Raw genomic sequence first — 25,399 nt, 5'->3', positions numbered from 1 at the left:
GCAGAGGGGTTTTTGTATGACGAGATTAAGCAATCGAATGATCTTCATGTGCCGCAGTATCCTGTGATCTTTTCATCTGCTGATCCTGGCGTCTGCGCTCTCTTTCCTGTTCCATTCGCTCGATAAAAATTTCTCCTTCCTTTTCAATAAAGGATTGATCAATTTCTTGCTCCTCTTTGGCTGTTGTCATTAATTTATACGCACAGAAAATAATGCCGATAATACATGCATACACCCACCACGGAAAAAACAACATTTTTTCATCGCCTCCTTTTCTTAAGGACAATTCCTCTCTTCCTTTGTGTTACATGCTTATGCGAAAAGAAGACAAGTTATGAAAAAAACGCCCGCATATACGGACGTTTTGACATGATTATTCGTGATGGAAGGTTGGTTTATAAAACGAACGATTCTCAAGTGCAAAAATACGTTCTGTATATTCTCCTGGTTTCACATGCTCAAGCGCACGATCCATCATGTTCATTTTCGCATCTAAATTATCAATATAGTGGAGAATTTCAGCTTCTTTCACCATTGGTGGTTTCGGGCTGCCCCATTCTCCTTTTCCGTGATGACTCAGGACTAAGTGCTGTAAAATGAGAATTTCCTCTGAATCAATGCTAAGCTCTTCCGCAGCTTTCGCAATTTCTGTCACCATAATGGAAATGTGGCCAATTAAATTCCCTTCCACAGTATATGTCGTGGAGACTGGACCCGAAAGCTCTTTGACTTTCCCTAAATCATGAAGAATGATGCCTGAATATAAAAGATCTCGATCTAGTGATGGATATAGGTCAACAATTGATTTTGCTAAATGCAGCATAGACACAACGTGGTAGGCGAGTCCAGAGACAAATTCGTGATGATTTTTTGTCGCTGCTGGATAATCAGCAAATTCCTGTCCATATTTCTTCAGCAAATGCCTTGTAACACGCTGAATATTAGGGTTTTTCATATCAAAAATATATTGCATAATCGTATCCATCATATCGTGTTTTGGAATAGGAGCTGTTTCGAGAAAGTCATCAATTCGAATTTGCTCGTTTTCAGCAACAGGGCGTATATTCCTAAGCTTCAGCTGATTCCTCCCGCGATAATGATGAATGTCGCCTACTACCTTCACGATGGTTTGCGGGCCATAGGTGATTTCATCATTCTGCTTTGCATCCCATAGTTTCGCCTCAATATCTCCACTTTGATCTTGAAGAATGAGCGTTAAAAATGGTTTGCCATTACTTGCAATCCCTTTAGTAGATGATTTAATTAATAAATGCAGGTCAACTTGTTCGCCGACATCATAGGTCATGATCCCTTTAGCCATTCAATAAAAGCTCCTTCCATGTTTCTGCTCATATAAGTATAACATAAGTCATTATTTGTCAATCATTCAACTGCTAAACTCGTAATCTGTCCATCTTCTGCTGCCTGCGTCATATGCTGATGACAAGTAAAATAAAACAGCTGTGTTTCAAAACGCGTGAGTTCATTCATCAACTTCAGCACTCTTCCTAGACGTACATGATCAAAATGAACGAAGCTGTCATCCATCATAAACGGAAGCTGACATTCTTGCTGATGAGACAAGGCGAGGGCAAAACGAATGGCCAGATAGACTTGTTCACAGGTTGCTTGCGAGAGCTCTTCTGGGCGGAATATTCGTCCATCCATCCTTTTCACGATCAGCCGGTCATCCTCGGGTGAAAATAAAATGGCTTCATATCGATCATTTGTTAACGGCTGAATAAAACGGGAAGCTGTTTGCAGCAGTGCTGGCAGCCTTTTTTCTTTATGTTCATTCAATTTTTCTCGAATGACGGAGCGGACAAGCTGAATTGCCGCCCATTTTTTCGCAAGGTGCTTCGCATGCTCCTGCTCAGCTGAAAGCTGATGAGTCAAATCAGACACCGTACCTGAAGCTTCTATTTGCCGGATTTCCACCGCTCGTTCTGCTAAACGTTTTTCCATATTCGCCGCATTCGATTGTATGTTATTCAGGTGCTGCTTTGCTTCCGCACATTCTTCTTCAAGAAGACGCAACCCTTTACGAACAATCGATTCTTCCTCATCAAAGCAGCCGCTTCTATGCAGCTCTTGATTTAGCTGCTGCAAATGGGAAAGCCGTTCCCGATATTCTTTCGATAGATGAGAAAGAATTTGGTAATCTTTTTTGGACTCTGCCTCTACTTGACGAAAAAGGGCGTCCATTTGTTTTTCGTAATAATCAATTTCCCCTTCCAGCGTCGTGATCTGCTGTTTCACATGTTGAATCGATACATCCAATGTCTGACGTTCTTTTTCTCTTTTCGCCTCATCTTTCAATATCTCTTGAAAGGCCGAGATGTTCTCTTGAATGGTGCCTTCCTTTCGTTGCAGAAGACTGCTTAACGCTTCCACCCTTTGCTCATAATTGGATTGCCGGCCGGCAAGGTCGTCTATTTCCCGGCTAAGCTCCTCATATTCCGCTGTATCCGTTTTTAATTGCTTCAGAATAAGGAAGGCTTCTACTAGGAAAGAAAGCTCTGAGGACAAGCCCAGCTGTCTTTTCTTTTCCTCTACTTGCTGCTGGACAGGTTCCAGCTCCTGTTCCCAATCTTCATATTGCCGGATGATCCTTTCGTACAAAAGCTCTTTCTGCCTCACAAGCGTTTCAGCTGAAGCTGTCTGTACTTGGAAGGAATCGAATGTTCCCCCGCCGCTTCCCTGTTTCACCTGTGCTGATTTCAAAAATGGGTAAATAGCAAAGAAGACAAAAACAGAAAACCCTGCAAATAAGAAAGTAACCCACCACTCTGTTAAAAAGAAAAGGACAAGCAGAAGTGCAGCATCAAATATCACCATCACAGGAAATAACCACGCCCGGGAATGAACCTGTTTCTCTTTTGTTCTTGTTTCCCCAGTTTCCACTGAACTGTGCGATTTGGCCTGCTGTTCCTTTAATCCTTTTAAAGCGGTTTCCGCTTCTTCCAGCTCATGTCTTGCATGATCAAACCGGTCATCCAGCTGTGCCTTTCTGTCCATTAAACGAACGTATTGGCTGACAGCCTCCTTTAATTCCCACTCAAATTCAAGGGAGTCGTCAATCTGATCAAGCTTGACTGAACGCTGCCACTTTAGCTTCGCTGCGGCTTCGTCCATTTTTTGTTTCAATGAATCACGTTCTGCTTTACATTCAGCTAAGCGGTTTTTGACACGTTCAGCATGAGAAGATTCATCAACGACACGCTTCATCTCCAGTAATGTATCCTTTTCATAAAGCGGTTGAACTTGTGCCAGCGAGGTTTGCAAATGATCTAATTTTTGCTTTAGTGCAGTCATTTGAGCCTTTTTCGGGTGAAGGTGTGATTCTAATTTATCCAATTCATGCTCTGTTTCTGCTCTAAAGCGTTTGACTCGTTCTGGATAACGGGCTAATTCTTTTTTTAACTCCATCTTCTTCTCAATCATGGGATAAAGTCGAATGTGTTCGTTTAACTGCTGAATTTGTTCTTCTGTGTGCTTCATTTCCTTTTGAAGCGCTGCGATATTCTCTATTAATTCAGAATGCTCCCGTTTTTTCTCTGTATAACGGCCTTCTGCCAATCTAGCTTGTTTCAGCTGGGCAGCCAGCTCTTTTAAACGATCAAGCTGCTGGTTTAATTCCGGCTTGCGTCCATTCGGTTTAAACAGCTGCTCCTGCTGCTTAAGCAGCCTGCTATCCATCTTAGAGGCAGCATCTGAGCCAAATAAACTTGAGAAAAGGAGAAATTCACCGATTTGATCTTCGTTTAAGGCTTGGACATTTTGCAGTCCAAACACATCAAATGAATAGATTGATTGGAATAATCTGCGATCTGTTCCCTTTAAAAGAGTTCGTAGAAATGCTTCATCTTTCACTTCACCATTCGGTAAAAACACCTGTGCTTGACCGCCTCGATCGGACGATCTCTCAATGTGAATGACACCTAACTCCTCATCTAAGCAAGTGAGGGAGCCGCCATAGAAAGATCCTTGTTTCGGCTTGTATATCTTGTTTTTTGAAAAACCAAATAACATCGACTCAATAAACGCCTTCAATGTCGTTTTCCCCGATTCATTCAGGCCGTAAACTAGCTGAAAACCGTCATCAGAAAAGTGAAAGGTTCGATTTGAAAATTTCCCGAAATTCGCTATATGGAGTGAACGTATTTTCATCATACCTCTCCTTTTCTCATAATTGCTTCAGCTGTTCCGTCAGCAGCCTTTGTGCTTCTTCTTTTATATCCAATTCATCCTCTTTTGTGAGCGCTTTTCCTGACTTCCTGTAGATTGGGTGACGCTTGATCGGTAAAAGCAGCTCTTCATATGACTCAAACTGTGCAATTTCTGCCGTTAGTTCCTTCAAAAAAGAATCCTCTGGATAGATCACATCCTCATTTGTTCGGCAGTCAATTGACATCACCCAAACGAACACATCTTCATCTTCCTCCTGCTCATGAAAAACAGTCAACAGCTCTTCGAGGACCTCAAGCTGCGTATGCTCAAAGTAAGAAGGTGCATCACCTGTCAATTCAATTCTCACAAAATGAGGTACGCCTTCCTCTTTCAGCTCATTGATTTTGCCTTCCACTAGTGTGACAAGATCCGTCATATGAACCGTTTCTGTGATGTCTATGGCCAGTTTCTCAAAGATGATATCTGCACAGCTGATAAAATCCGCTGTGTGAGAATCTTCGGAGAGGTGAATCAAGTAACAGCCTTTTTCTCCCGTTTCTTGTATATGTCTGCCCTGAACATTACCAGGGTAAATAATAAATGGGTCTTCATGCAGAAGGGCTCTTTTATGTATATGTCCGAGCGCCCAATAATCAAAATCCCGTGCTATGAGCTGCTGAAGCTGAAATGGGGCATATGCATCATGTCCTTCTTGTCCGGCTAAAGTGCCGTGAAGCATTGCAATGTGATAGGCAGCATTTGTTGTTTTGACATAATGAGATGTCATATTTTCATAGACAGCCCGCTCTTTGTAGCTAAACCCATAAATACTCGCGACAAGCTGCTTCCCTCGATAATAGGAGTGCTCACTTGGTGTACTGCTCGAAAAGACATGTACATTCTCGGGCCACTCAATCGGTGTCCATTCCCCGCCTAAATGATCATGATTCCCATAAATAATAAAGACTTCAATCCCGTGCGTTTGCAGTCTTACAAACTGATTTCTTAAAAACAGCTGTGCTTTTAAGCTGCGATTGGATTCATCAAATAAATCTCCGCTCAGCAGCACAAAGTCTACCGCCCGCGCAACGGCGAGATCAAAGATGTTCTTAGCACTTTGAAAGGTACTTTCTTTGAGCCGCTTAAATATAGAATTAGGTATAGTCGACATTCCTGCAAATGGACTGTCTAAATGTAAATCTGCGGCATGAATAAAGGTGAGCTTAGTCAAACGTCTATCTCCTTGTCCGATACTGTCATTGTCCATATTTTATCATGCCATTTTTACGAATGCACGTTCTATCACTCTCAATCTAAAAAACACATTTTTAAGGGCTAAAAAAGAGGTTTTGTCTTATTCCATGTTTAATTACATTAAAAAACAGAGGAAAGGAAGATGAGGAATGGAGAAGACATACTTTTTAACCGTATTTGACCGGTCGGGTGAGACTTTATTAAATGAAAAAATCACAGCGGATAGTGACAAGAAAGCAAAGGAATTAGGACATCATCGCTTAATGGAACAGCAATACACAAAGCATTCTCATCGACTCGTTGATCAAGCAGGCAAGCTGCTTTTATTTGAACGTTAAAAAAGCCGGCTTTCGCCGGCCTCATGTTCATTTATGCTTTTTGAAAGACAGGACGTCTTTTTTCTAAAAAGGCTTGTATACCTTCCTTGTGATCATGACTTTTTCTCAGTCTTGCCTGTGCGGCTCTCTCTTTTTGAAGAACGGCTAAGAGCTTTGATTCTGACTGCTGGAAATAGATCATCTTTGTTTCGATAAAGGCTTGAAGCGGCATGTTCATAAATGGCTTCACACACACTTTTTGGTACGTATCGACCTCATCCTGAAACACCCCGTCTGTAAGGCGCAGCTTTAACGCTTCTTCAGCTGGCAGCTTTTGTCCGCTCCAAATCAATTGTTTAGCGGTTTGCTCACTCACTCTTTTTGTGAGGAAAAAATGCCCCCCGCCATCTGGAATTAATCCTACTCCATTAAAATTCATGGCAAGTTTTGCATCCTGATGCATAAACAAGTAGTCACAGCTTAGAGCAAAGCTAAAAGCGAGGCCTGCTGCTGACCCGTGGACAAGCGCAATCGTCACTTTTTTCATACTAGCTAGAGAAAGTGTAATTCCCTCGATCAAATCCATCACACGATGGAAATCTTCTTCACTTTCCTGCTTGAGCATCATCTCAATATCTCCGCCTGCTGAAAATCCTTTTCCCGCTCCCTTGATGACAACGACTTTTGCACTGCTTTCCTCCGCTGCATCACATGCTTCTTTGAATTCAGCAAACATGTCCACATGAAAAGAATTATAAGCTTCAGGCCTATTGAAAACGATTTCAAAAACATCCCCGTCTAACTGACAATTGATATATGTCATCATCCATCCCCCTCTTCTTTTAAAAGCTCATAACTTACTTCCATTTCCATCATGTAAAACCTTTTTCTCTAAACAAAAAATTTCAAGATCAATTGATACTAAAATAAGCATAATGATTGAAACAAGAAATATATTTTTATATAGTAAAAAAAGAAAGAAAATAAATTTGAAAGGAGGAGGATGATTGATTAGATGTTCCATCATGATATTGGTTAGCTTCATCGTCATGTTTTCTCCTTTTTCAAATGTCGTTTTTGCTTCACAGGCAGAAGCGAGTATACCTAGCCTGATTTCTCCATCCATTTATGATGAAGAAATCAATGCTGTGAAGACACCTTCGTTTTCAAAAAAACATGCTTCATCCATTCTGTTGAAGGACAGATTATCAATGATGGATGCCAAGACTTTTCTGCCAAAGCCTGCCCCATCAGCTGCATTATCCATTGATCTATGTTTTTTAGAAATGAAGTGTGCGATCCCCGTTATGTATCAATCTAATTACCTCTACTGATTCATTTTATTTCATCCGTATTCTATACGAAAAACACAGCCTATCAAATTCGGAGGGATAAAATGAACATTAAAGAAAATGATCTTCCTGGGATCGGAAAGAAATTTGAAATTGAAACGAGAAATAGAGAAAAGATGACGATTGTGATTCATGATGATGGCAGACGGGAAATTTATCGTTTTGACGATGATGATCCAGATGAAGTGCTGTCTACCATTTCACTCGATGATGCTGAATCCCGGCAAATCGCTGCTATTATCGGCGGTATGGTGTATAAACCGCAGGCACTAGAAACCATTGAAATGGCCTTCAACGACTTGATCATTGAATGGTTTAAAGTGGAAAAAGGTGCAAAAGCGGTTGGACATACACTCGGTGATTTAGATGTGAGACAAAATTATGAAGTCACCGTGATTGCGATCATTAAACATACAAATGAAAAATTACTCAACCCTGGTGCCGATTCGATTATTCAAGAAAATGATACGATGGTCATTTCGGGCGAAAGAAAACACTTGAAGCGATTGGTACGTGATTTTCTTTCTAGAGGGGGAGAGTGATGAATGGATCATTTAGTCTTTGAAGTTGGGACGGCGCTAGTTCTTATCGCCATCGCCAGCTTAATCGCCAATAAAATTAAATTTTCTATCATCCCTTTTCTCATTGTCCTCGGAATGATAGTTGGGCCGCATGCTCCAACTATCGGGATCATTGATTTGAAATTTATCGAAAGCACGGGGATTATTTCGTTTTTTGGCAGAATGGGCGTCCTGTTCCTTCTTTTCTATCTTGGACTTGAGTTCTCTGTCGGAAAACTCATTAAATCGGGTAAATCCATTGCAGTCGGCGGATCCATTTATATTTTGATCAACTTCAGCTTAGGACTGCTCTACGGTTTTATCACAGGGTTTGGATTCCTTGAGGTTCTCATTATGGCAGGGGTGATCACCATTTCATCCAGCGCCATTGTGGCCAAAGTCCTTGTCGATTTGAAACGGACGGCGAATCCTGAAACAGAGTTAATTCTAGGGATTATTATGTTTGAGGATATTTTCCTTGCCGTTTATTTATCCGTCGTATCAGGTCTTGTCCTTGGAGATGCCACTACTGTTGGCGGTGCCTTATTATCAATTTTAATCGCTTTTGGTTATATGATGCTTTTCTTTATCATTGCGCGGAAGCTGCCAAAACTATTAAATAAGTTGTTTGATATCCGTTCGAACGAAGTGTTCATCATTGTAATTTTTGCCGCTTTGTTCTTTGTCGCTGGTTTTTCAGAAACAATTCATGTAGCAGAAGCTATTGGAGCTCTCTTACTTGGTCTTGTTTTCTCGGAAACAGAGCACTCAGACCGCATCGAGCATCTCGTGGTTCCGTTTAGAGATTTCTTTGGAGCGATGTTCTTTTTCAGCTTTGGTCTCAGTATCGATCCGTTTACATTGGGTGATGCCTTCTGGCTTGCGATCGGCGCTGTGATTCTTACCTTAATCGGGAACTTCACTGCCGGAATGTTCGCTGGACGGAGAGCTGGATTTTCTCATAAAGCCTCTTCTAATATTGGATTAACCATCGTATCGAGAGGAGAGTTTTCAATCATTGTTGCCGAGCTTGGCATTGCCGGCGGACTTGCCGCTACTTTGAAGCCCTTTGCTGCATTGTATGTCTTAATCCTTGCGATTTTAGGGCCGCTCGTAACGAAAGAATCTAAGAAAATCTATCAAATCCTAAACAAAATCTTCAAATGGAAACCTGAAAAAACAAAAGTAAAAAAAGAAACGACGATCTAATGAAAAAGGGCCCTATGCTTAGGCCCTTTTTTATGTCTTATTCAAATTGCTGAAATGCAGTTTCTTGCTTGACTGGCGCTTCCTCGACCCCGCGAATGGTTCGAATGACTTTCTGGTTGCGGTAAATCGATAGTTTCAAATTGGTTGCCGCTGTTCCATGAGAATGATCAAGATTCGTGAATGTAAAGAAATGATTTGAACGCTTGTCTTTGAACACAAGCCTGAAGTCGTCTGTCACTTTAAAATGCTCATCACTTTCCCATTCAATCAAAGGTTCATAAGCCCCGAACCAATTAGGAATATTCGGTGTGTACCCTGTAGCCAATACAGCATGATCTACAATTATGCTTTTTTCTTTCTTCAGCTGCCACTGTTTGAGGTGCAGTTCCAAAGGCTGATGCTCTCCTATTTGAATCGCTTCAAGCTCTGTCATTGGCTGAATGAGCACAGATGGCTCTTCACCTGAAACAGAGCGATGATACAATTCCTGATAAATGCGAGAAAGCGTTGATGCATCGATGCCATTTCTTAATCCTGTCAGTCTAGGCAATGTGTTCATACGTTCTTCATAAGGAAGCGAATGAAAATACTCGACATACTTTGGTGTAAAAAGCTCTTGGCCAAGCTCTGCCGTCTCCAGCTCTCTAAATTCACTAGAACGCGTAAACCACGAAAGCTGCTGCCCTTTCTTTTGATGCTGAAGCAGGTCTAAGAAAATTTCGGCTGCACTCTGCCCTGAGCCGATCACAGCCACCGACTCAGCTTCGCGAAGTGCTTTCTGCTGATCTAAATAACGGCTGCTATGGGTCACATATGGGTATGCTGCTTCAGGCACATCGACTGGAATCATTGGTTTGCTTCCTGTGCCTAACACGACATGCTTTGCACGATACTCAGAAAGCGATCCATCTTTTAATCGTCTGACTTTCACAAGGTAGCCTTCTTGGCAGTCCGTCACTTCTTCTACCTTCATCCCGAACCGACAGCTGTTTAATTCTCCTGCCACCCATGATAAATACTCATTGAATTCTCTCCGCGGGATATCAAACTGTTCAAATGTATAGAACCGGTGAAGTCTATTAGATTCATGTAAATAATTTAAAAATGTATACCTGCTCCTTGGATTCGCCATTGTGACAAGATCTGCTAAAAAAGAAACTTGCAAATCCGTTCCTTTGATCAGCATACCAGGATGCCAAGCAAACTCAGACTCTTGTTCAAAGAAACAGCATGAGACATCCTCATACTCCTCTAACAAAGCGGCCAATCCTAAATTGGCGGGCCCAATCCCAATTCCGATCACATCTATCATATGTACACCTGCTTTAACTTTTTATCAGTTATATACCCTTTTACAAATGAAAAAAACACTGCGTCATCGCAGTGTTTAAACGTGAGAAACAAATAATGATTCAAGGAATTGAATTTTCTCTTCTGTATAGTGTTCATACCGGTCATTATACGATTTTGGATCTTTTGGATTGGCATACTGCGTAATTTTTCCTGTCCGTGGATCAATGAATTTACTCGCTGCACCGCACCCAATGCCAATGATTGTCTGTACTTCTTCCATGATAATGATATTATACAAACTTTCCTGTCCATCTAATGAATACCCGACATTTTCGAGATTTCCCAAAATATTTTTTTGTCTATATAAATAATAGGGGTGATAATGATGTGCTTTCGTCCAAGTGACCGCTTCATCCATCATACGTGTGATTTCTTCTCGGTCTGCTACTTGGTATTTCTCCTTATTGCGCGTCATTTCAGATGCTCTTTTAAAGGAGAGTGTATGCACGGTTAAAGATTCAGGCTTGAGCTCTTCAGTCTGCTGCAAGGAGTGCTGAAATTCTTTGAGCCCTTCTCCCGGCAATCCAATGATTAAGTCCATATTGATATTATTCATGCCGTACTGCCTTGATAAGTGATACTTTTCAATCGTTTCTTCCACACTATGATGCCGGCCAATAGCCTTTAGTGTTTCATTCTCATACGATTGCGGGTTAATGCTAATCCGATCAATATTGTAGCGGTTTAGCACCTCTAGCTTATCAGGCGAAATCGTATCTGGACGACCTGCTTCGACAGTCACTTCCCGTATATGCTTCACATCAGGGAACGAGCGATACATTTCTTCATAAAGCAAATCCATTTCTTCCGCTGTGATACTCGTCGGTGTGCCTCCGCCAAAGTAAACAGTCGTCACTTTGATTCCATGTTCTTTAAGCCATGCGCCCATTTTTTGCATTTCATAATGCAGACCAAACAAAAACGTTCCCACTCTGCCAGCTTGTCCTTTAATGGCGTAAGCAGGGAACGTGCAATAAGCACATTTTGTGGGGCAGAAAGGAATGCCAATATAAATACTCACTTCCTGCTGAAGGTCATACAGATCTGGAATGGCTTTAAGCTGACGATCGACAATCTCCTGCATCAAATTGATTTTTTCATCATGAATCAAGTAATCACGCTTTAATGCCTCATGTGCATCTTCCTTTGACATGCCTTCTTTCAGCATCTTATGGAGCAATTTCGTCGGACGTATTCCTGTGAGAATCCCCCACTTTTGTGTCATTCCTGTGTGCTCCTGAAGCAAGTGTAAATAAACAGACAGCACTGTGTTTTTGATTTGTTTCCAGCGCTCCTTATCGTTCAAGCTCTCTGGGACATTCCGCGAAAAACGACTGGTGATGTCTGATCCATCGATATGACCAGATGCTTCCACCATGCCATTTTCTTCCTTCCAGCTAAATTCCATGATCAAACCATCATCCAGTTCACTTGGTTCAAACATCACTTCACTATCTTCTTCAAATAAATTGGCTATATTGACAAGCGGGCGATGAAATCGTTCATCTGACAGCCCTTTAATTAAAATTCGCATCATATCACCTTTATCTTCAAACTTGTTTCATTTTACAAAATTCATGTAGGAAAAGCAATGAAGGGAACAGACGAAGGCCCTGTCATTTCTTGATTGACAGGGCCTTCACTGTATTATCTCTTAATATCGAATTGATGTAAAAATCCTTCTCTTTGCTGCATTCTAAAGTATTCCTTGATCATATAAGCCACACCCTGTTCATCATGCGAGCGCGTCACCCAATCGGCTTTACGCTTGACATCATTGGGGGCATTTCCCATAGCAACACCTAAACCAGCCAATTCAAGCATTGGAATGTCATCTGTTCCATGGCCAATGACGACCGTATCTTCTAAAGTAAAACCGAGTGCAGAGGTTAAAAGAGAAAGTCCCGCTTCCTTCGAAACCCCTTTGCATACAATATTCATTTTCTCATCACTGATCCTAATAAGATCAACAGATGGGAATGCTTGTTGAATGGTCCTGTGAATCTCAGGCTGAAGCTCCGCGGTCGAATATACTTCAATCACTGGAGTACTGACCGGTTCATCCATCAGCATATCACTTAACGATTCAACAAATTGAACGGGATAGAAAATGGGATCAGACGGATGAATGAGTGTCTTTCCCATCAGCTGAGACTGCGTTTTTTTCCGGTTGCCGATCGAGAATTTTTCATGCAGCAAGCGGACATTACAATCGAAGCTTTCAAGAATTTGCACAAGATTAAATGTCTTTTCTTCCGTTAATTTTTTCACATGAAGCGGCTCATCGAGTTTATCGGCGATAAATGCACCACTATGCGTCACAAGGGTTGATGTTGGAATCTTCAACGCCTTGGCAATTTTTTGAGCGGAACGAAAATGCCGGTTGGTGACAATCGTCACGTAAACCCCTTTTTTCTTTACATATTCCACAGCTTCTTTTGTAGCAGAATGGATTTTACCATTGGAACGAAGTAACGTCCCATCTATATTGAGTGCAAGTAGTTTTTTTGACACTGAGGCATCCCCCTTCTTGATGACTGTACTTACGATGAGGATATGCCCTAGCTTGGTGCTTTAGAACATGAGTTGAAAGAGCCCCATGTTATGAATAGATGGATAAATAAAAAAAGCCTACCCCTAGGCTTTTTTTTATGTATGGTTTGGATGCGTTACAATGGAGTGATGAAGCTCCCCATGATCCCCTTATCTTTCACACACCAAAGCATTGCTTATATCAGATCCCCTTATGATGCTTTGCGTTTCTCCCAGAAGCGCTTCTCTCTCGTTTGGCTCACTGCCATAAATCCCAAGTGAAACGCACCCAATTGTCCCTTGAGAGCGCCTTTTTGAAAGCACTTTCAATATAAGTATTATCGCAGAATTTATGTGCTTCGACAACCTTTTTTTAAAAGATGTTGAGGAGAAAAGATAAAACAAAAAAGGGCGAATGACATCGCCCTTTCCATTAGTTTTCTTCTGGATTCCCATAAAGCTCTTCAAGTGGCTTCATGATAATTTTATTTAATTCACCGATAAGAACACTCACACGTTGTTCTGCTTCCATCAACTGAGAGATTTTATCGTGCTGCTGAACAAGAGCAACTGTTTTTTGAGCTTGCTCCACTTCTTCTTGTGTGATCTCTTGACCAGTCATTTGTTTTTGTTGAAGGTTTACTTGAATGTCACGGAAGTTCTCAAACATTCTTTTAGAGGACTCATCCGCGTTTACCTCATCATAAAGATTTCTTAAAGTTGAATATTCTTCGCTATGACGTAATGCTTTTTCAAGGTCATATGCAACATCATAAAGATTTACAGACATGTTATGTCTCCTTTCTATCCGTTATCACCGATATGATCGGCGGACACCACTCCACTATAACAAACTATGGCTTTCGTTTCACATATATACAATGAATTCATTAAAATTTCTCTAGCTTGTCTTAGAATAGCGCTACAAAAACAGCTTGGATAGCACCAATTATCCCGCCTAAAAGACCGCCTAGAAATGTTATCATCTTCAGCTCCTTATTAGAGATGCTGACTACAAGCTCTTCCATTTTTTCAAGCGGGAAAAGTTCAATTTGTTCACGAATGATATCTTCAAATTGCAGCTTTGCAAGCAGACTCTCTAAAGCATTTGAAGCCGCTTCGATCCCCTTATTTATCAACACTGGCGCAAAGTGTGTTTTAAGATCATCCGCGACAGCACCGACATATGTTCCAACTGGTTTGTCTAATATCAGCTTTGTAGAGAAATGAGAAAGCAATTGATTTTTCATACTAAAAATAAGTTCCTTCACATTCCATTTTTCATCAAGCGCGTGTAGAGAAAATTGCTTCACCTTGTCCCATTCTTGAACAAGCAAATCTGACAAAAATCTTTTTGTTTCTGCGTTTCTTAAAAACTTGATGATTTCAGGATGTACACGATCAATTAAGCTTGAATTCCCTAGAAACATTTGAACCATACTGCCAAGCATTCCCCGTTCTTTTAAGAAATCATCAATCATATTGCCAAGCCTGGCTTTGCCTTCATCACTTTCAAAATAATGAATGCCTCTCTTTAAAATATAATCTGCTGCATCTGGAACTTTTGATGATATTTTGTTTTCCACTTCTACCGGGAGCAATTCAGATAAAGTTTGCTCGTTATATGTTTCAAGCAGTGAAGCGAGCTTCTGGTCAGACCATTGATGGAGCCATTCATCTGCTTTGACATCAGCCTTTGTAAGGCCGAATTTTTCTAACAGGGAGAATACGGTGATCTCCATATTTGCGCCTTTGTCAATATATCGATGGACTGTACGCAGGATCTCCTGCTTTGCCTCCGATGATTCAAATCGTTTTTGAATACCTTCTGGCGTGAGCAAATGCTCCATAACCATGACACCAACCTGCTTGGCTACTTCGTCTCTTCTTTTAGGGATAAGCCCTGGTGTAAATGGAAGCTGTTTTCCGAATAAGTAATATGGCTTATAAGGCCGAAAAAGCATTTTAATCGCAAGGTGGTTTGTCGCTGCTCCTATGACTGCGCCGATAACAATCATAAAGATAAACGTTGTGAATATATTCAAAGCCGTCATCTACCTTTCAACACCCGGTGTTTATTGTTTTGATCTATACGTATTATAGTTGTTGTCAAGTTCCCAAGCAAATGAAGCATGCAGCGAGACATATGATCAAGCGATCTGTCGTAATGATAAAGGAGCGTAAGCTTTATGTAAAATCATAAAAAAATGTTTTTTGATGGTAAAAAAAGAAGTTGAAAAGAAGGTGTTTTTTAATGACAACATTAGGTATCGTGTCTCTTTCTCCTCAGTATGAAGAGGCATTCACACGGCAGCTAGCCAAAGCTGCCTCTTCGTATCGTTTAGAGGTTGTTCGTTTTACACCATTTGATTTAAAGCCGGCTTCAAATTTGATACAAGGCCAAGCATATACGTATGGCCAAGGGTTTTCAGACGCACACTTTCCGATTCCCGACTTGATTTATGACCGATGTCTTTACCGGCATGACGCACAATCTAAAAAAGCAAAACCCATCATGGAATGGCTAAAAAAATATCCAAAAACAGATTTTTTGAATACCGGCATTCCAAATAAAATGGTGCTATTTGAGCAGCTCCGTCTCCTCTCTGCTTTACAGCCATATTTACCTGGCTGCTTTTTATTAAAAGAGCCCTCAGACTTGATCAATATGGTAAGGGAGTGCGGGGCTGGCGGTTATTGTAGAATGCAGCCTCTCACCCATCAGCATGCAGCATCTACTTACTTCATTTCCTTTGATGGCAAATCAACATTTACTGTTCAGCTAAGTTCCAATCAAACCATTACATTTTCTCGTACGTCAGAGCTGGAGCGCTGGTGCAAAAAATATGCAGGCCGGTATTTCCTTCAATTTTTCAACACGAATGATCAAAAAGAACTTTTATACAATGAAATCAAGATTTTTCTTATGAAAGATTCACAAAATCAGTGGAAACGCATGGGAATTGACACAAAATCACCTGCAGAAAATAGTCTTTTAAGTCATACACAAAAATCAGCTCCTGTGATAGGCTTTGAACACTATCTAAATACATTGCAGCCGCACATCAAGGAACTCCTTTTAGATGATATGGCATCCATTCAGTCATCAATCCCAGCTTATATAGATAAAACTTACTCTCCTTGCTTTGAATTCGCAGTAGACTTACTTCATTCAAGTGAAGGCAGACTTTTCATATCAAATATCAGATCAAAGCCAGGGCGGTCCGCTTTTTTAAAAGCTTACCCAGAGAAGGAACACGAATTGATTCGTATCATTCTTGAACATGCACAATCGATAAAGTCTCAACCGAAGGAGGTTTCTTATGAACAGAAATCGCTGCATCATCGCCACACACCTCACAAGTGAAAAAACAATTCATCTTCCCGTCCATTATAAAGAGAAAGATGCCATCTATTCTCTTGCTCTAGGGTCTCGTTTAGAAGATGGCTTCAACATTTCCTATCATCATCATCCAAATAAAATTTTATTATCTGAAGATCTATACAAAGGTTTACTGATTCCTTACCAATCAAAAGCTGATGTGATCATCATTGACCATACACTTTTTATAGGGCCGTTGATGGGCATTTTCACTGCAGGTTTTGAGCAAAGTAAACAGCCATTAGGAACGCGATCAGAATTTTTTATCAAACTGCTGCACTCTTTCAGGCAGCATACTGGTTTTGCCTATCTTTTTGGGTCACATTCTATTGATTGGGAAAAAGGAATTGTAGAAGGACTGTTGTACCACCAAGATTCATGGGTTAAAAAACAACTTCCCCTTCCATCAGTCATTTATGACCGGCTTCCAAACAGAAAAGCTGCTCAGTCGGCACTCATTCAAGAAACGAAGCGAAAACTAACCCAAGACTATGATATCCCTTGGTTCAATCCTTACTTTTTTAATAAATGGGAGATTTATGAACAGCTATTAACAGATGAAAAAACATGGTCCTTTCTCCCACATTCTGTACAATTAGATCCCGTGGACGCTCTAAGTAAAATTGAAACACTTCTCCACCTGCATCAAGTTATATACTTAAAACCGACAAACGGAAGTCATGGAGACGGTATTTATCAGTTAAAGAAGGAAAATAATGGATTCACTGTATTCTCAAATTTGGGAAGGGCTATTCCATATGATTCAATAGATCAGTTTGTTCAAAAGCTGCGAAAAGATCATGCAATTCATGATTTTATTGCACAACAAGGCATTGAACTTCTTCAAATAGACAATCAACCGGTGGATTTCAGAGTTCATACGAATAAAAATAAAGAAGGTGATTGGACAGTCACAGCAGCAGCAGTAAAGGTTTCTGGAGATCATACCATCACGACTCACCAGTTACACGGGGGAACGGTGAAAACACTTTATGCTGTCTTTCCAGAAGAAAAGAAACGTTTGCAGATTTTACAGCAGCTTTCTCATACTGCCATCATACTTAGCCAGGTGATAGATAAAAAAATGTCCGGGCATATTGGTGAAATCGGTTTTGACTTAGGCATTGATCAAACAGGTGCAATTTGGATGTTCGAAGCCAATTCTCGCCCTGGCCGAGAGATTTTCCAGCATGTCTCTTTGAAAAAATCAGAATGGCTGATTGGGAAAAGAATCATGGATTACGCATCTTACCTTTCAAAAACGGCACTCACTACTTCAGATCACGCGAACGTCTACTGACGCTTTTTTGTCACATGTCAGTGCTCTTAAATCTATGCTTTTTCTATGCTCTTTTCATGAGATGAGATACAATAAAATCAAGTTCAAGGTTGTTTCCGTGTTGTCGTGTTTGTTGATTGTTTCATCAATAAAAGCAAGGAGGCAATGATGATATGATTTCTCATTTTCAATGGAAACCCCTTTTTAAGAAAGCACAATTGCCAGGCTGGAAAATATCCTTTTTCCACAATGGTGCACACTATGAAGGCATCTACCACAAAACAGGTGACATTGAATGGGGCTCTCAGCTTCCGCCCCATGAAGTAGAACCAACTTTAAAAGAAGAAATCCACGAATTAATGCTGTTCCATGTCTATGATTAAACTGTTTAAGGAGCCCCGCCATGTTAGAAAAATTAAAACTTGTTTACGGAGACCATATCATCAGCACACCTACTCATGACAAACAAATTCTTTGGTATCAAACAGACGAAGGTGAAATATTTGGAGTAAACAAATCGGAGCTTTCAGAAAGGGAAACACTTCTTCTCAACTCTTTTCTTACACCAATTGATCTATTTCAAAAAGCGCAAACCGAGGATGAACAAAAATGGTTCAGTTATCTTTTTGAAAATAAACCACTAACTGTCCAACATCCCGTCCGTGTTTATTATTTTCAAATGATCCATCAAGAAGAACAAAGACAGCAAATAAAAGAGGCTGTGAATAACAGCCTCGAACATACTCATTTCATATGGACAGGCCCTGAAACAGCTATGCTGATTCAACCAAATGCCACATCAGAAAACAGTCAATTAGATCAGTTAAATGATTTGTCTCTGGCTATTACAAGTGATTTTTTAACAGACTCAGTCTTTATACAAGGACAGCTTCATTTGCCAAATGACCATTTACAGGTGAGGTTATTAAATGAACAACAGCTCTTTTTATACCATATGCAGCGAGAAAAGCTTAGATCAGGGGCAGCCACATTTTATCAATGCCTGCCTTCGTTCATTTGTTATGATGCATCCGCACTCTCTCATGCTATTTCAGATGCTTTTAAAGAAGCGGTCTTTGACCGGGATGTTTACCGAACCCTCATGACCTATATGCAATGTAATTTAAACGCATCCAAAGCAGCAAAAGCGTTATATGTTCACAGAAACAGTCTTCAATATCGAATTGATAAATTTATTGAGCGCACTGGGTTAGATATACGACATTTTCCAGAAGCATCAGCTGCTTATATGATGATGACTCTACTCGATCTTTCATAAAGAACGAAGGCATGAGCACCTTGCCCAAAAATGAAAATAGGATGTTGTGCACGTTGTCCATTTACAGACTCCCCCTCATTTTATACACTTTATTCAACGGTAAAGCGCTTTCAAAAAAAGAGGACTGGGGAGGCTGACATCTAATGGCTGAAATGATACTGAATCAAATTTATAAAGTGTACGATAACAAGGTAACAGCAGTAGACAACTTTAATCTACATATAGAAGATAAAGAATTTATTGTGTTTGTTGGTCCATCAGGCTGCGGAAAATCAACAACCCTCCGCATGATTGCAGGTCTAGAAGAAATTTCACAAGGAGACTTTCTGTTAGATGGAAAACGGATGAATGACGTAGCGCCGAAAGACCGGGATATCGCAATGGTTTTCCAAAACTATGCTTTATATCCTCATATGAATGTGTACGATAATATGGCTTTTGGATTAAAGCTTCGGAAGTTTCCGAAAGCAGAAATTGATGAGCGGGTTCGAAATGCCGCTAAAATATTAGGGCTTGAGCAATATTTAGACAGGAAACCAAAAGCACTGTCTGGCGGTCAAAGACAGCGTGTTGCTCTTGGCAGAGCCATTGTACGTGATGCAAAGGTTTTTCTTTTGGATGAGCCGCTTTCTAATTTAGATGCAAAACTCCGTGTTCAGATGCGTGCTGAAATTTCCAAGCTTCATCAGCGTCTGCAAACGACATTTATCTATGTGACACATGATCAGACTGAAGCCATGACAATGGCAACCCGCCTTGTTGTTATGAAAGATGGTTTTATTCAGCAGGTAGGAGCACCGAAAGATGTATATGAAAACCCAGAGAATGTGTTTGTAGGTGGATTTATCGGCTCACCTGCGATGAACTTTTTTACAGGAAAGCTCTCTGACGGTGCCATTGCGGTGGGAAAAACACATATTCGTGTACCAGAAGGAAAAATGAAAATATTACGCAGCCAAGGCTATATTGGAAAGGATGTCATATTAGGCATCAGACCAGAAGATTTTCACGATGAACCAGTATTTATAGAGGCGTCTGAAGGTACAAAAATTAATGCTGATGTAGAAGTAGCTGAATTAATGGGAGCAGAAACGATGCTTTATTCTTCTATCGATGGTCAATCGTTTATTGCACGTGTTGATTCTCGTACCGATGTACAGGCCGGACAGTCTATCCCGCTTGCGATTAATATGAACAAAGCCCATTTCTTTGATGCGGATACGGAGCTGCGCATTCGCTCAGCAGAATAAAAAGATATATAAGCAGCGCCATCACTCATTATTGGGTGATGGTTTTTTGTATGCTAACACAACATTTACCATGTTCTTTTTTCGTATGTTTTTTTCGAAAATAACCATAATACTTAGTACAAAGCAGTTACTGCATTGGGTTTCGCCAAGTGGCAAATGACTTGATCATTTCGCTGGTGCGATTCCAGCAAACCCAACCAAAAAAAAAAAAAACAAATCATATACAAAAGGAGAATCACATCATGGCAAATTCTAATAGTTCAAACCAATTACTAGTTCCTGGAGCAGAGCAAGCGATCGATCAAATGAAATACGAAATCGCTTCTGAATTTGGTGTAAACCTTGGAGCAGAAACAACATCTCGTGCTAACGGTTCAGTTGGTGGAGAAATTACAAAACGTCTTGTGTCTTTCGCTCAACAAAACCTTGGCGGAACAAAAGCTTAATTTCATATCTGGATCATAGAAGGCACCTCTTATGGTGTCTTCTTTTTTTGTTTTTATCCCTCACCAAACTCCTTTCTGCTCATATCATGTAGTAGAAAGGAGCGGATCTTCATGGACATTATTTCCGGTATGAACTTTGAACTTTTACAATTTGTAGGGATCTCTCTATTATGTGAATATGCTCATAGTATTCGGTCCTTTCATCTTTATAAAAAAAGCATCACATAAAAGTTGTACCATTTTGGGTCCTTTTCACTTATAGTATGTAGTGGAGGGATCGAACAGATGAAAATAGCTCTTTTCGGTGCTCATGGACGTGTAGGACAAGCATTTCTTCGTTTCGTTCAAGTAGATGATCGTTACATGGTTCGTTCATTGATTCGGACAAACCGAGAAGAAATGCTTGCGGGTATGTTTCAAGTCACCGGCAATTCAAGAAATCGGGAAGATGTGCTTGAGACAATCAAAGGAGCAGATATTGTAGTTAGCTGTCTTTCAACAGATGGTGATGATACATTATCTGTTTCAATGGAGCATATCGTACAAGCCATGAAGCAAACGAATACATCAAGAATTATTACAATTGGTACAGCAGGTATTTTAAAAGCAAGGCAGCAGCCGGAGCTCTACCGTTTTGAAACAAATGAATCAAGACGGACCACTTCCCGAGCAGCTAAAGAGCATGCGAAAGCGTTTGAAATCCTTCAATCGACTGATCTAGATTGGACCATTATTTGTCCAACCTATTTACCAGATGGAGAAGTGACACGGTCATATCGCTATGAGAAAGATTTTCTCCCTATAGATGGAAAGAAAATTTCAGTTGAAGATACCGCACACTTTTTATATCAGCAGTTAAATTCGAAGGAGTTTGTACATCAACGCGTCGGCATCGCTTATTGATGATGCAGCCTGTCCAAACAATATAACCAGTAAAAGTCGAGGACAGAATCCTCGTCTTTTTCATGCAAAGGAAAAGAGCCTCTTCCAATTGAATGAGGCTCTTTTTTTCTACTATTCATCAGCTGTTTGCAACAGCGCCTTTTTGCAGTTCATACATTTGTGCATAAAGCCCTTCTTGCTGCATGAGTTGTTCATGACTGCCACGCTCGACGATTTCACCTTTTTCTAACACCAAGATCATATCGGCTTTTTTAATAGTGGATAATCGGTGAGCAATCACAAAAGTCGTTCGTCCTTCTTTGACTACATCAAGCGCCCGCTGAATGATCGCTTCTGTTTCTGTATCAATGTTGGCGGTGGCTTCATCTAAAATTAAAATCGCTGGATCGTACGCCAATGCGCGCGCAAATGAAATCAACTGACGCTCCCCTGAGGAAAGGGTGCTTCCCTTTTCAACGACTGGTTCATCAAAGCCTTCTGGCAAGTGCTTCAATAACTCTGCTGCGCCTACATGCTTTAATGAAGATTCAATGGTTTCTCTTTTGATGTCTTCATTTCCTAAGCTCACATTGGAAGCAATCGTTCCAGAAAATAAATACGGGTCTTGCAGCACAATGCCCATTTGTTTACGCAGCGTTTGGCGCGACTGATCATAAATGCTTTCGCCATCTATGAGAATGTCTCCTTGCTGAATGTCATAAAAACGCAGCAGCAAGTTCATGATCGAGCTTTTCCCAGAACCAGTATGCCCCACAAGTGCAACCGTTTGACCTTTCTTTGCTTCAAACGTAATGTTCTTTAAGACATTTTTCCCTTCAGTATAAGCAAAGGTGACGTCTTTGAACTGAACGTGTCCCTCCAGCTTCTTCTGAACAGGTTCTTCCACTTCTGTTCCTGGTTCATCTAATAACCGGAAAACCCTTTCTGATGAAACCCTTGCTAATTCCAACCTAGAGAATTGATTCACAATGCCTGTAATCGGCTGGAACAATCGATTTAAATAATCGACAAACGCATAGAGCACACCAATGGACACAATGCCTGTCGCACTTAACGACGCACCGCCAAAATACCAAATGAGCGCCACATAGGCTAAATTTCGCAGCAGGTTAACCAAGTTATGTGAAAGAAGTGAATTTAAATGCAGCATCTTTCGCTGATATCGAAAGTGATTGTTATTCAGCTCATCAAATTCCTCTTGTGTCGCTTTTTCATGACGAAACGCTTGAATGATTGTCATCCCTTGAATGGCTTCATTTAGCTTGGCATTAATTTCACTGATGATCGAACGAATGCGGTGATTGTACACTGATGCAAACTTTCTGTAAGTCATCGACCATAGGAAAATAATCGGTACTGCAACCAAACAAATAAGTGCCAGTTTCACATTTAATAAAAACATGGCAATGTAAATCCCAATCATGTAAATGGCACTTGTCACGAAATTAGCAAGGACTGTTACATACAAATCACGAATGGTTTCCGTGTCATTTGTGATTCTCGCGACAATTTTTCCTGCCGGTAGATTATCAAAATATCGGATCGGCAGTGTTTGGATGTGCTCAAATACGTCTACCCTCATTTTTTGAATAATTCGATTTGCAACCCTCTGAAGCAAATAATGCTGCCCATACTGAAAGAAAATCGCAACGATGAGCAGTCCTAGATAAAATAGAACAAGCTGCACCAAACCACTGATTTCTGGCTGATAAAAAGCAAAAATCTCCTCTTTTGATAAACGCTGTACCTCATAGGTCTCACGCTCGTTCCCATTTTCAATGGTGAGCTGGTCTCCCGATATGTTTCTGTTTCCATCAAAACGAATCGGCTCATTCACAAAATAGTAACCGAATCCAACTTGCACTACATTGATTTGCTTTCCAGAATCCATTCCATTGTTTAATCGATCGCTTCGTATATAGTTATTTCCCTGGTAATAAACGGTTTTGTCTGTCTTTTCATTGACCTCGACATACGGTTTTTCTACACCTAAAATATGATCATCAATCATTTTCTTCCCAATAAACGGCCCTGTCAGCTCAGCACCAACTGCAATCATTAGAAAGATTAAGGCAACAGACAATACTTTCTTATATAGGAGTGCGTAGGCAAGGAGTCTTCTTCCTGTTGTCATGCCTCATCCCCTCCTTCCAGCTGATTTGTCAGCTGCTGACGCAGAAATTGCTCTTTGTACCACCCATCCTGCTGGATGAGCACTTTGTGGGTGCCCTTTTGGACAATGCGTCCTTCTTCCATGACAAGAATGAGATCCGCATGTTCAACAGCTGATAGGCGATGAGTCGTAATAAACGTCGTTTTGCCATGACGGTTTTGTCTTAGATTTTCTAAAATAGCAGTTTCTGTTTTTGCATCTACCGCAGACAATGAGTCATCCAGAATTAAAATGTCTGGATCAATTAATAAAGCACGTGCAATGGATATTCGCTGTTTTTGTCCGCCTGACAGCGCCACACCTTTTTCCCCAACCATGGTCTCTAGACCTTCTGGCAGAAGGCGTAGATCCTTTTCAAAGTAAGCATCTTTGATTGCTTGTGCTAACTCATCTTGTTTCGCGTCCCGATGACCAAAGCGCATATTCTGTTCCACGCTTTTTGAGAAAAGAATATGATCCTGCGGTACGTATCCGATCCATTGAAATAACTGATCTAATTCAATGTCTTGGATTGGAACACCTGATAGCAAGATTTGCCCATCACCTGCCGGGTACTGGCGCAGAAGCTGTTTGACAATGGTCGTTTTGCCGCTTCCCGTTTTGCCTGTAATCCCAATCGTCTGCCCTTTTCGAACAGTAAAGGACACATCAATGAGATTATCTTTAGATGAGGTTGGATATCTGAATGTCACATGATCAAACTCAATATCTCCAGGCTCTTGTAACGTTTTCGGCTGAGCAGCATCTGTTACGTCCGGCTTGTAGCTGAGTGTATGATTTAACCGGTCTAACGACGCATTTCCTCTTTGCATAATATTAATCAATTCGCCGATCGCAAACATTGGCCAGATCATCATGCCAAGATAGACGTTAAATGCAACAAGCTCCCCAATGGTTAAATCACTTTGGAACACGAGATAAGCTCCGTAACCGATTCCGATTAAGTAGCTGATCCCCACAAGTAATTTCACTGTCGGTTCAAACAAAGAATCAATGATCGCCACTCGCATGTTTTTTTGAAATACATCATCTGTCATTTCGCGAAAGCGTTCGACATCTTGTTTCTCCTGCACAAAAGACCGAATGACCCGGACGCCTGCCACTGATTCAAGAACGCGATCGTTCATATCACCAAATGCATCTTGAGCGACTGTAAAGCGCTCATGGATTTTGCTGCCATAAAACGCAATCAAGAGTGCCATCAGCGGCATAGGGATAATCGCCATCAAGGTTAATTTCCAGCTAATCGTCAGACCCATCGTAAAGAAGATCATCAGCATATAAGCAGTGGAATCAACCAAGGTCAGAACGCCAAAACCTGTCGTTAAGGCCACAGCATTCAAATCGTTTGTACCTAATGCCATTAAGTTGCCGGTTTTTTTCTTTTCATAAAAGGTAGGCGTCATCTTAAGCAAGTGGCGCATCAGTTTCCCGCGCATCACACGCTCCATGACATTTGCCCCGCCAAATAACTGATACATCCAAAAATATGTAAGTGTATAGACGACGACACCTAGTAAGCAAAAGATGGTCACATAAAACACAATACTGGATGTTGTAAATTGACCAGAACGAATGTCATCAACTGCCTGGCCAAGGTATCTTGGCGGCAGCATTTCAAGCACATTCACAATGAGCAGGAGCGTAATAGCAATCGTATAACGCCTCCACTCTTGTTTAAAGAACCAGCCTAATTTCGCAAATACTGAAAACATGTTTGTCTCTCCTTTTCAAGCTAGCCGCTTTCTAAATTTTCCTGCAAGTCACCTTGTTTCGTTTTTTGAGCTTTTGTCATTTGTCTTGATTTTGGCATGTTCACATGCTTTCACTCCTCTTCATTTACTTGTTGTTTTTCATCCCTTTATTTCGAAATGCGAAATGAATTCAACAAAAAAAGAGGCCACCAGCTGGCTGGTACGCCTCTTTTCGTCATGTAAAAA

At 40.8% G+C, this 25,399-nt stretch carries 23 protein-coding genes; 11 read left to right on the top strand and 12 right to left on the bottom strand.

The window, feature by feature from the left end:
• Positions 1–25: 25 nt before the first annotated feature.
• The 4 genes from M1D81_RS05000 to M1D81_RS04985 form a co-directional block, all read right to left on the bottom strand.
• Positions 26–256 carry a sporulation YhaL family protein gene (locus M1D81_RS05000; RefSeq protein ID WP_456265452.1) on the bottom strand — a complete coding sequence of 77 codons (231 nt, stop codon included), beginning with the start codon at positions 254–256 and terminating at the stop codon, positions 26–28.
• Positions 257–373: 117 nt separating this feature from the next.
• Positions 374–1,321: a 3'-5' exoribonuclease YhaM gene (gene yhaM, locus M1D81_RS04995; protein ID WP_024425447.1), complete on the bottom strand. Its 948-nt coding sequence runs from the start codon at positions 1,319–1,321 to the stop codon at positions 374–376.
• A gap of 62 nt (positions 1,322–1,383) precedes the next feature.
• A complete protein-coding gene (locus M1D81_RS04990) occupies positions 1,384–4,170 on the bottom strand; it encodes an AAA family ATPase (RefSeq protein ID WP_456265453.1) in 2,787 nt (928 codons plus the stop codon).
• A gap of 16 nt (positions 4,171–4,186) precedes the next feature.
• Positions 4,187–5,401 (bottom strand): metallophosphoesterase family protein, encoded by a 1,215-nt coding sequence (locus M1D81_RS04985; RefSeq protein WP_456265454.1) that lies wholly within the window; start codon positions 5,399–5,401, stop codon positions 4,187–4,189.
• 172 nt (positions 5,402–5,573) lie between these two features.
• Between M1D81_RS04985 and M1D81_RS04980 the strand changes: the two genes are divergently transcribed.
• Positions 5,574–5,762 carry a YhzD family protein gene (locus M1D81_RS04980; RefSeq protein WP_456265455.1) on the top strand — a complete coding sequence of 63 codons (189 nt, stop codon included), beginning with the start codon at positions 5,574–5,576 and terminating at the stop codon, positions 5,760–5,762.
• Positions 5,763–5,793: 31 nt separating this feature from the next.
• Here M1D81_RS04980 and M1D81_RS04975 read toward each other — a convergent pair whose 3' ends face one another.
• The gene (locus M1D81_RS04975) at positions 5,794–6,567 is read right to left on the bottom strand and encodes an enoyl-CoA hydratase (RefSeq protein ID WP_456265456.1); all 774 of its coding nucleotides are present in this window, start codon (positions 6,565–6,567) and stop codon (positions 5,794–5,796) included.
• Between the two features lie 181 nt (positions 6,568–6,748).
• On the opposite strand from M1D81_RS04975, the gene M1D81_RS04970 reads away from it, so the two are divergent.
• The 3 genes from M1D81_RS04970 to M1D81_RS04960 all read left to right on the top strand — a co-directional run bounded on the left by M1D81_RS04970 (position 6,749) and on the right by M1D81_RS04960 (position 8,862).
• Positions 6,749–7,075, top strand: coding sequence for a potassium:proton antiporter (locus M1D81_RS04970; protein ID WP_231506868.1), 327 nt, complete (start codon positions 6,749–6,751; stop codon positions 7,073–7,075).
• Positions 7,076–7,137: 62 nt separating this feature from the next.
• Entirely contained in the window at positions 7,138–7,635 is a 498-nt protein-coding gene (locus M1D81_RS04965; protein WP_456265457.1) for a cation:proton antiporter regulatory subunit, read from the top strand.
• Between the two features lie 3 nt (positions 7,636–7,638).
• Entirely contained in the window at positions 7,639–8,862 is a 1,224-nt protein-coding gene (locus M1D81_RS04960; RefSeq protein WP_456265458.1) for a cation:proton antiporter, read from the top strand.
• Between the two features lie 37 nt (positions 8,863–8,899).
• Here M1D81_RS04960 and M1D81_RS04955 read toward each other — a convergent pair whose 3' ends face one another.
• The 5 genes from M1D81_RS04955 to M1D81_RS04935 all read right to left on the bottom strand — a co-directional run bounded on the left by M1D81_RS04955 (position 8,900) and on the right by M1D81_RS04935 (position 14,792).
• Entirely contained in the window at positions 8,900–10,174 is a 1,275-nt protein-coding gene (locus M1D81_RS04955) for a lysine N(6)-hydroxylase/L-ornithine N(5)-oxygenase family protein (protein ID WP_456265459.1), read from the bottom strand.
• A gap of 75 nt (positions 10,175–10,249) precedes the next feature.
• On the bottom strand, positions 10,250–11,749 hold the full coding sequence (locus tag M1D81_RS04950) for a coproporphyrinogen III oxidase (RefSeq protein ID WP_456267157.1): 1,500 nt from the start codon (positions 11,747–11,749) through the stop codon (positions 10,250–10,252).
• Between the two features lie 113 nt (positions 11,750–11,862).
• Positions 11,863–12,729 (bottom strand): Cof-type HAD-IIB family hydrolase, encoded by an 867-nt coding sequence (locus M1D81_RS04945; RefSeq protein WP_039177545.1) that lies wholly within the window; start codon positions 12,727–12,729, stop codon positions 11,863–11,865.
• Positions 12,730–13,180: 451 nt separating this feature from the next.
• On the bottom strand, positions 13,181–13,537 hold the full coding sequence (locus M1D81_RS04940; RefSeq protein ID WP_024425750.1) for a YlbF family regulator: 357 nt from the start codon (positions 13,535–13,537) through the stop codon (positions 13,181–13,183).
• A 121-nt stretch (positions 13,538–13,658) separates the two neighbouring features.
• Complete coding sequence (locus M1D81_RS04935) at positions 13,659–14,792, bottom strand: DUF445 domain-containing protein (RefSeq protein WP_456267158.1); 1,134 nt, start codon at positions 14,790–14,792, stop codon at positions 13,659–13,661.
• A gap of 209 nt (positions 14,793–15,001) precedes the next feature.
• Between M1D81_RS04935 and M1D81_RS04930 the strand changes: the two genes are divergently transcribed.
• From M1D81_RS04930 to M1D81_RS04900, 7 genes are all read left to right on the top strand, one after another.
• Positions 15,002–16,114, top strand: a complete 1,113-nt coding sequence (locus M1D81_RS04930; RefSeq protein ID WP_456265460.1) for a YheC/YheD family protein — start codon at positions 15,002–15,004, stop codon at positions 16,112–16,114.
• Positions 16,071–17,429 carry a YheC/YheD family endospore coat-associated protein gene (locus M1D81_RS04925; RefSeq protein WP_456265461.1) on the top strand — a complete coding sequence of 453 codons (1,359 nt, stop codon included), beginning with the start codon at positions 16,071–16,073 and terminating at the stop codon, positions 17,427–17,429. The genes M1D81_RS04930 and M1D81_RS04925 overlap by 44 nt, the downstream gene beginning before the upstream one ends.
• A gap of 152 nt (positions 17,430–17,581) precedes the next feature.
• Positions 17,582–17,791 carry a YheE family protein gene (locus M1D81_RS04920; RefSeq protein ID WP_003211787.1) on the top strand — a complete coding sequence of 70 codons (210 nt, stop codon included), beginning with the start codon at positions 17,582–17,584 and terminating at the stop codon, positions 17,789–17,791.
• 20 nt (positions 17,792–17,811) lie between these two features.
• A complete protein-coding gene (locus M1D81_RS04915; protein ID WP_456265462.1) occupies positions 17,812–18,687 on the top strand; it encodes a helix-turn-helix domain-containing protein in 876 nt (291 codons plus the stop codon).
• A gap of 143 nt (positions 18,688–18,830) precedes the next feature.
• On the top strand, positions 18,831–19,937 hold the full coding sequence (locus tag M1D81_RS04910; RefSeq protein WP_456265463.1) for an ABC transporter ATP-binding protein: 1,107 nt from the start codon (positions 18,831–18,833) through the stop codon (positions 19,935–19,937).
• Between the two features lie 242 nt (positions 19,938–20,179).
• Positions 20,180–20,383, top strand: a complete 204-nt coding sequence (locus M1D81_RS04905; protein WP_024425744.1) for an alpha/beta-type small acid-soluble spore protein — start codon at positions 20,180–20,182, stop codon at positions 20,381–20,383.
• A gap of 285 nt (positions 20,384–20,668) precedes the next feature.
• Complete coding sequence (locus M1D81_RS04900) at positions 20,669–21,286, top strand: NAD(P)-dependent oxidoreductase (RefSeq protein ID WP_142944403.1); 618 nt, start codon at positions 20,669–20,671, stop codon at positions 21,284–21,286.
• A 118-nt stretch (positions 21,287–21,404) separates the two neighbouring features.
• Here the strand turns inward: M1D81_RS04900 and M1D81_RS04895 are convergent, their stop codons facing one another.
• Complete coding sequence (locus M1D81_RS04895) at positions 21,405–23,420, bottom strand: ABC transporter ATP-binding protein (RefSeq protein WP_456265464.1); 2,016 nt, start codon at positions 23,418–23,420, stop codon at positions 21,405–21,407.
• Positions 23,417–25,174, bottom strand: coding sequence for an ABC transporter ATP-binding protein (locus M1D81_RS04890; protein ID WP_456265465.1), 1,758 nt, complete (start codon positions 25,172–25,174; stop codon positions 23,417–23,419). Before M1D81_RS04890 ends, M1D81_RS04895 begins: the two co-directional genes overlap by 4 nt.
• Between the last annotated feature and the right edge of the window lie 225 nt (positions 25,175–25,399).

The organism is Bacillus sp. JZ105, from assembly GCF_053903125.1.
The sequence above is the reverse complement of the archived record's forward strand: the minus strand, read 5'-3'. Positions and strand labels throughout refer to the sequence as shown.

Bases quoted from the DNA above. Each gene is read 5' to 3' on its own strand.
- M1D81_RS04915 (WP_456265462.1), top strand. From the start codon at position 17,812: ATGTTAGAAAAATTAAAACTTGTTTACGGAGACCATATCATCAGCACA.
- M1D81_RS05000 (WP_456265452.1), bottom strand. From the start codon at position 256: ATGTTGTTTTTTCCGTGGTGGGTGTATGCATGTATTATCGGCATTATT.
- M1D81_RS04930 (WP_456265460.1), top strand. From the start codon at position 15,002: ATGACAACATTAGGTATCGTGTCTCTTTCTCCTCAGTATGAAGAGGCA.
- M1D81_RS04900 (WP_142944403.1), top strand. From the start codon at position 20,669: ATGAAAATAGCTCTTTTCGGTGCTCATGGACGTGTAGGACAAGCATTT.
- M1D81_RS04890 (WP_456265465.1), bottom strand. From the start codon at position 25,174: ATGTTTTCAGTATTTGCGAAATTAGGCTGGTTCTTTAAACAAGAGTGG.
- M1D81_RS04905 (WP_024425744.1), top strand. From the start codon at position 20,180: ATGGCAAATTCTAATAGTTCAAACCAATTACTAGTTCCTGGAGCAGAG.
- M1D81_RS04965 (WP_456265457.1), top strand. From the start codon at position 7,138: ATGAACATTAAAGAAAATGATCTTCCTGGGATCGGAAAGAAATTTGAA.
- M1D81_RS04910 (WP_456265463.1), top strand. From the start codon at position 18,831: ATGGCTGAAATGATACTGAATCAAATTTATAAAGTGTACGATAACAAG.
- M1D81_RS04940 (WP_024425750.1), bottom strand. From the start codon at position 13,537: ATGTCTGTAAATCTTTATGATGTTGCATATGACCTTGAAAAAGCATTA.
- M1D81_RS04955 (WP_456265459.1), bottom strand. From the start codon at position 10,174: ATGATAGATGTGATCGGAATTGGGATTGGGCCCGCCAATTTAGGATTG.
- M1D81_RS04950 (WP_456267157.1), bottom strand. From the start codon at position 11,749: ATGCGAATTTTAATTAAAGGGCTGTCAGATGAACGATTTCATCGCCCG.
- yhaM (WP_024425447.1), bottom strand. From the start codon at position 1,321: ATGGCTAAAGGGATCATGACCTATGATGTCGGCGAACAAGTTGACCTG.
- M1D81_RS04920 (WP_003211787.1), top strand. From the start codon at position 17,582: ATGATTTCTCATTTTCAATGGAAACCCCTTTTTAAGAAAGCACAATTG.
- M1D81_RS04925 (WP_456265461.1), top strand. From the start codon at position 16,071: ATGAACAGAAATCGCTGCATCATCGCCACACACCTCACAAGTGAAAAA.
- M1D81_RS04975 (WP_456265456.1), bottom strand. From the start codon at position 6,567: ATGATGACATATATCAATTGTCAGTTAGACGGGGATGTTTTTGAAATC.
- M1D81_RS04895 (WP_456265464.1), bottom strand. From the start codon at position 23,420: ATGACAACAGGAAGAAGACTCCTTGCCTACGCACTCCTATATAAGAAA.
- M1D81_RS04960 (WP_456265458.1), top strand. From the start codon at position 7,639: ATGGATCATTTAGTCTTTGAAGTTGGGACGGCGCTAGTTCTTATCGCC.
- M1D81_RS04990 (WP_456265453.1), bottom strand. From the start codon at position 4,170: ATGAAAATACGTTCACTCCATATAGCGAATTTCGGGAAATTTTCAAAT.
- M1D81_RS04980 (WP_456265455.1), top strand. From the start codon at position 5,574: ATGGAGAAGACATACTTTTTAACCGTATTTGACCGGTCGGGTGAGACT.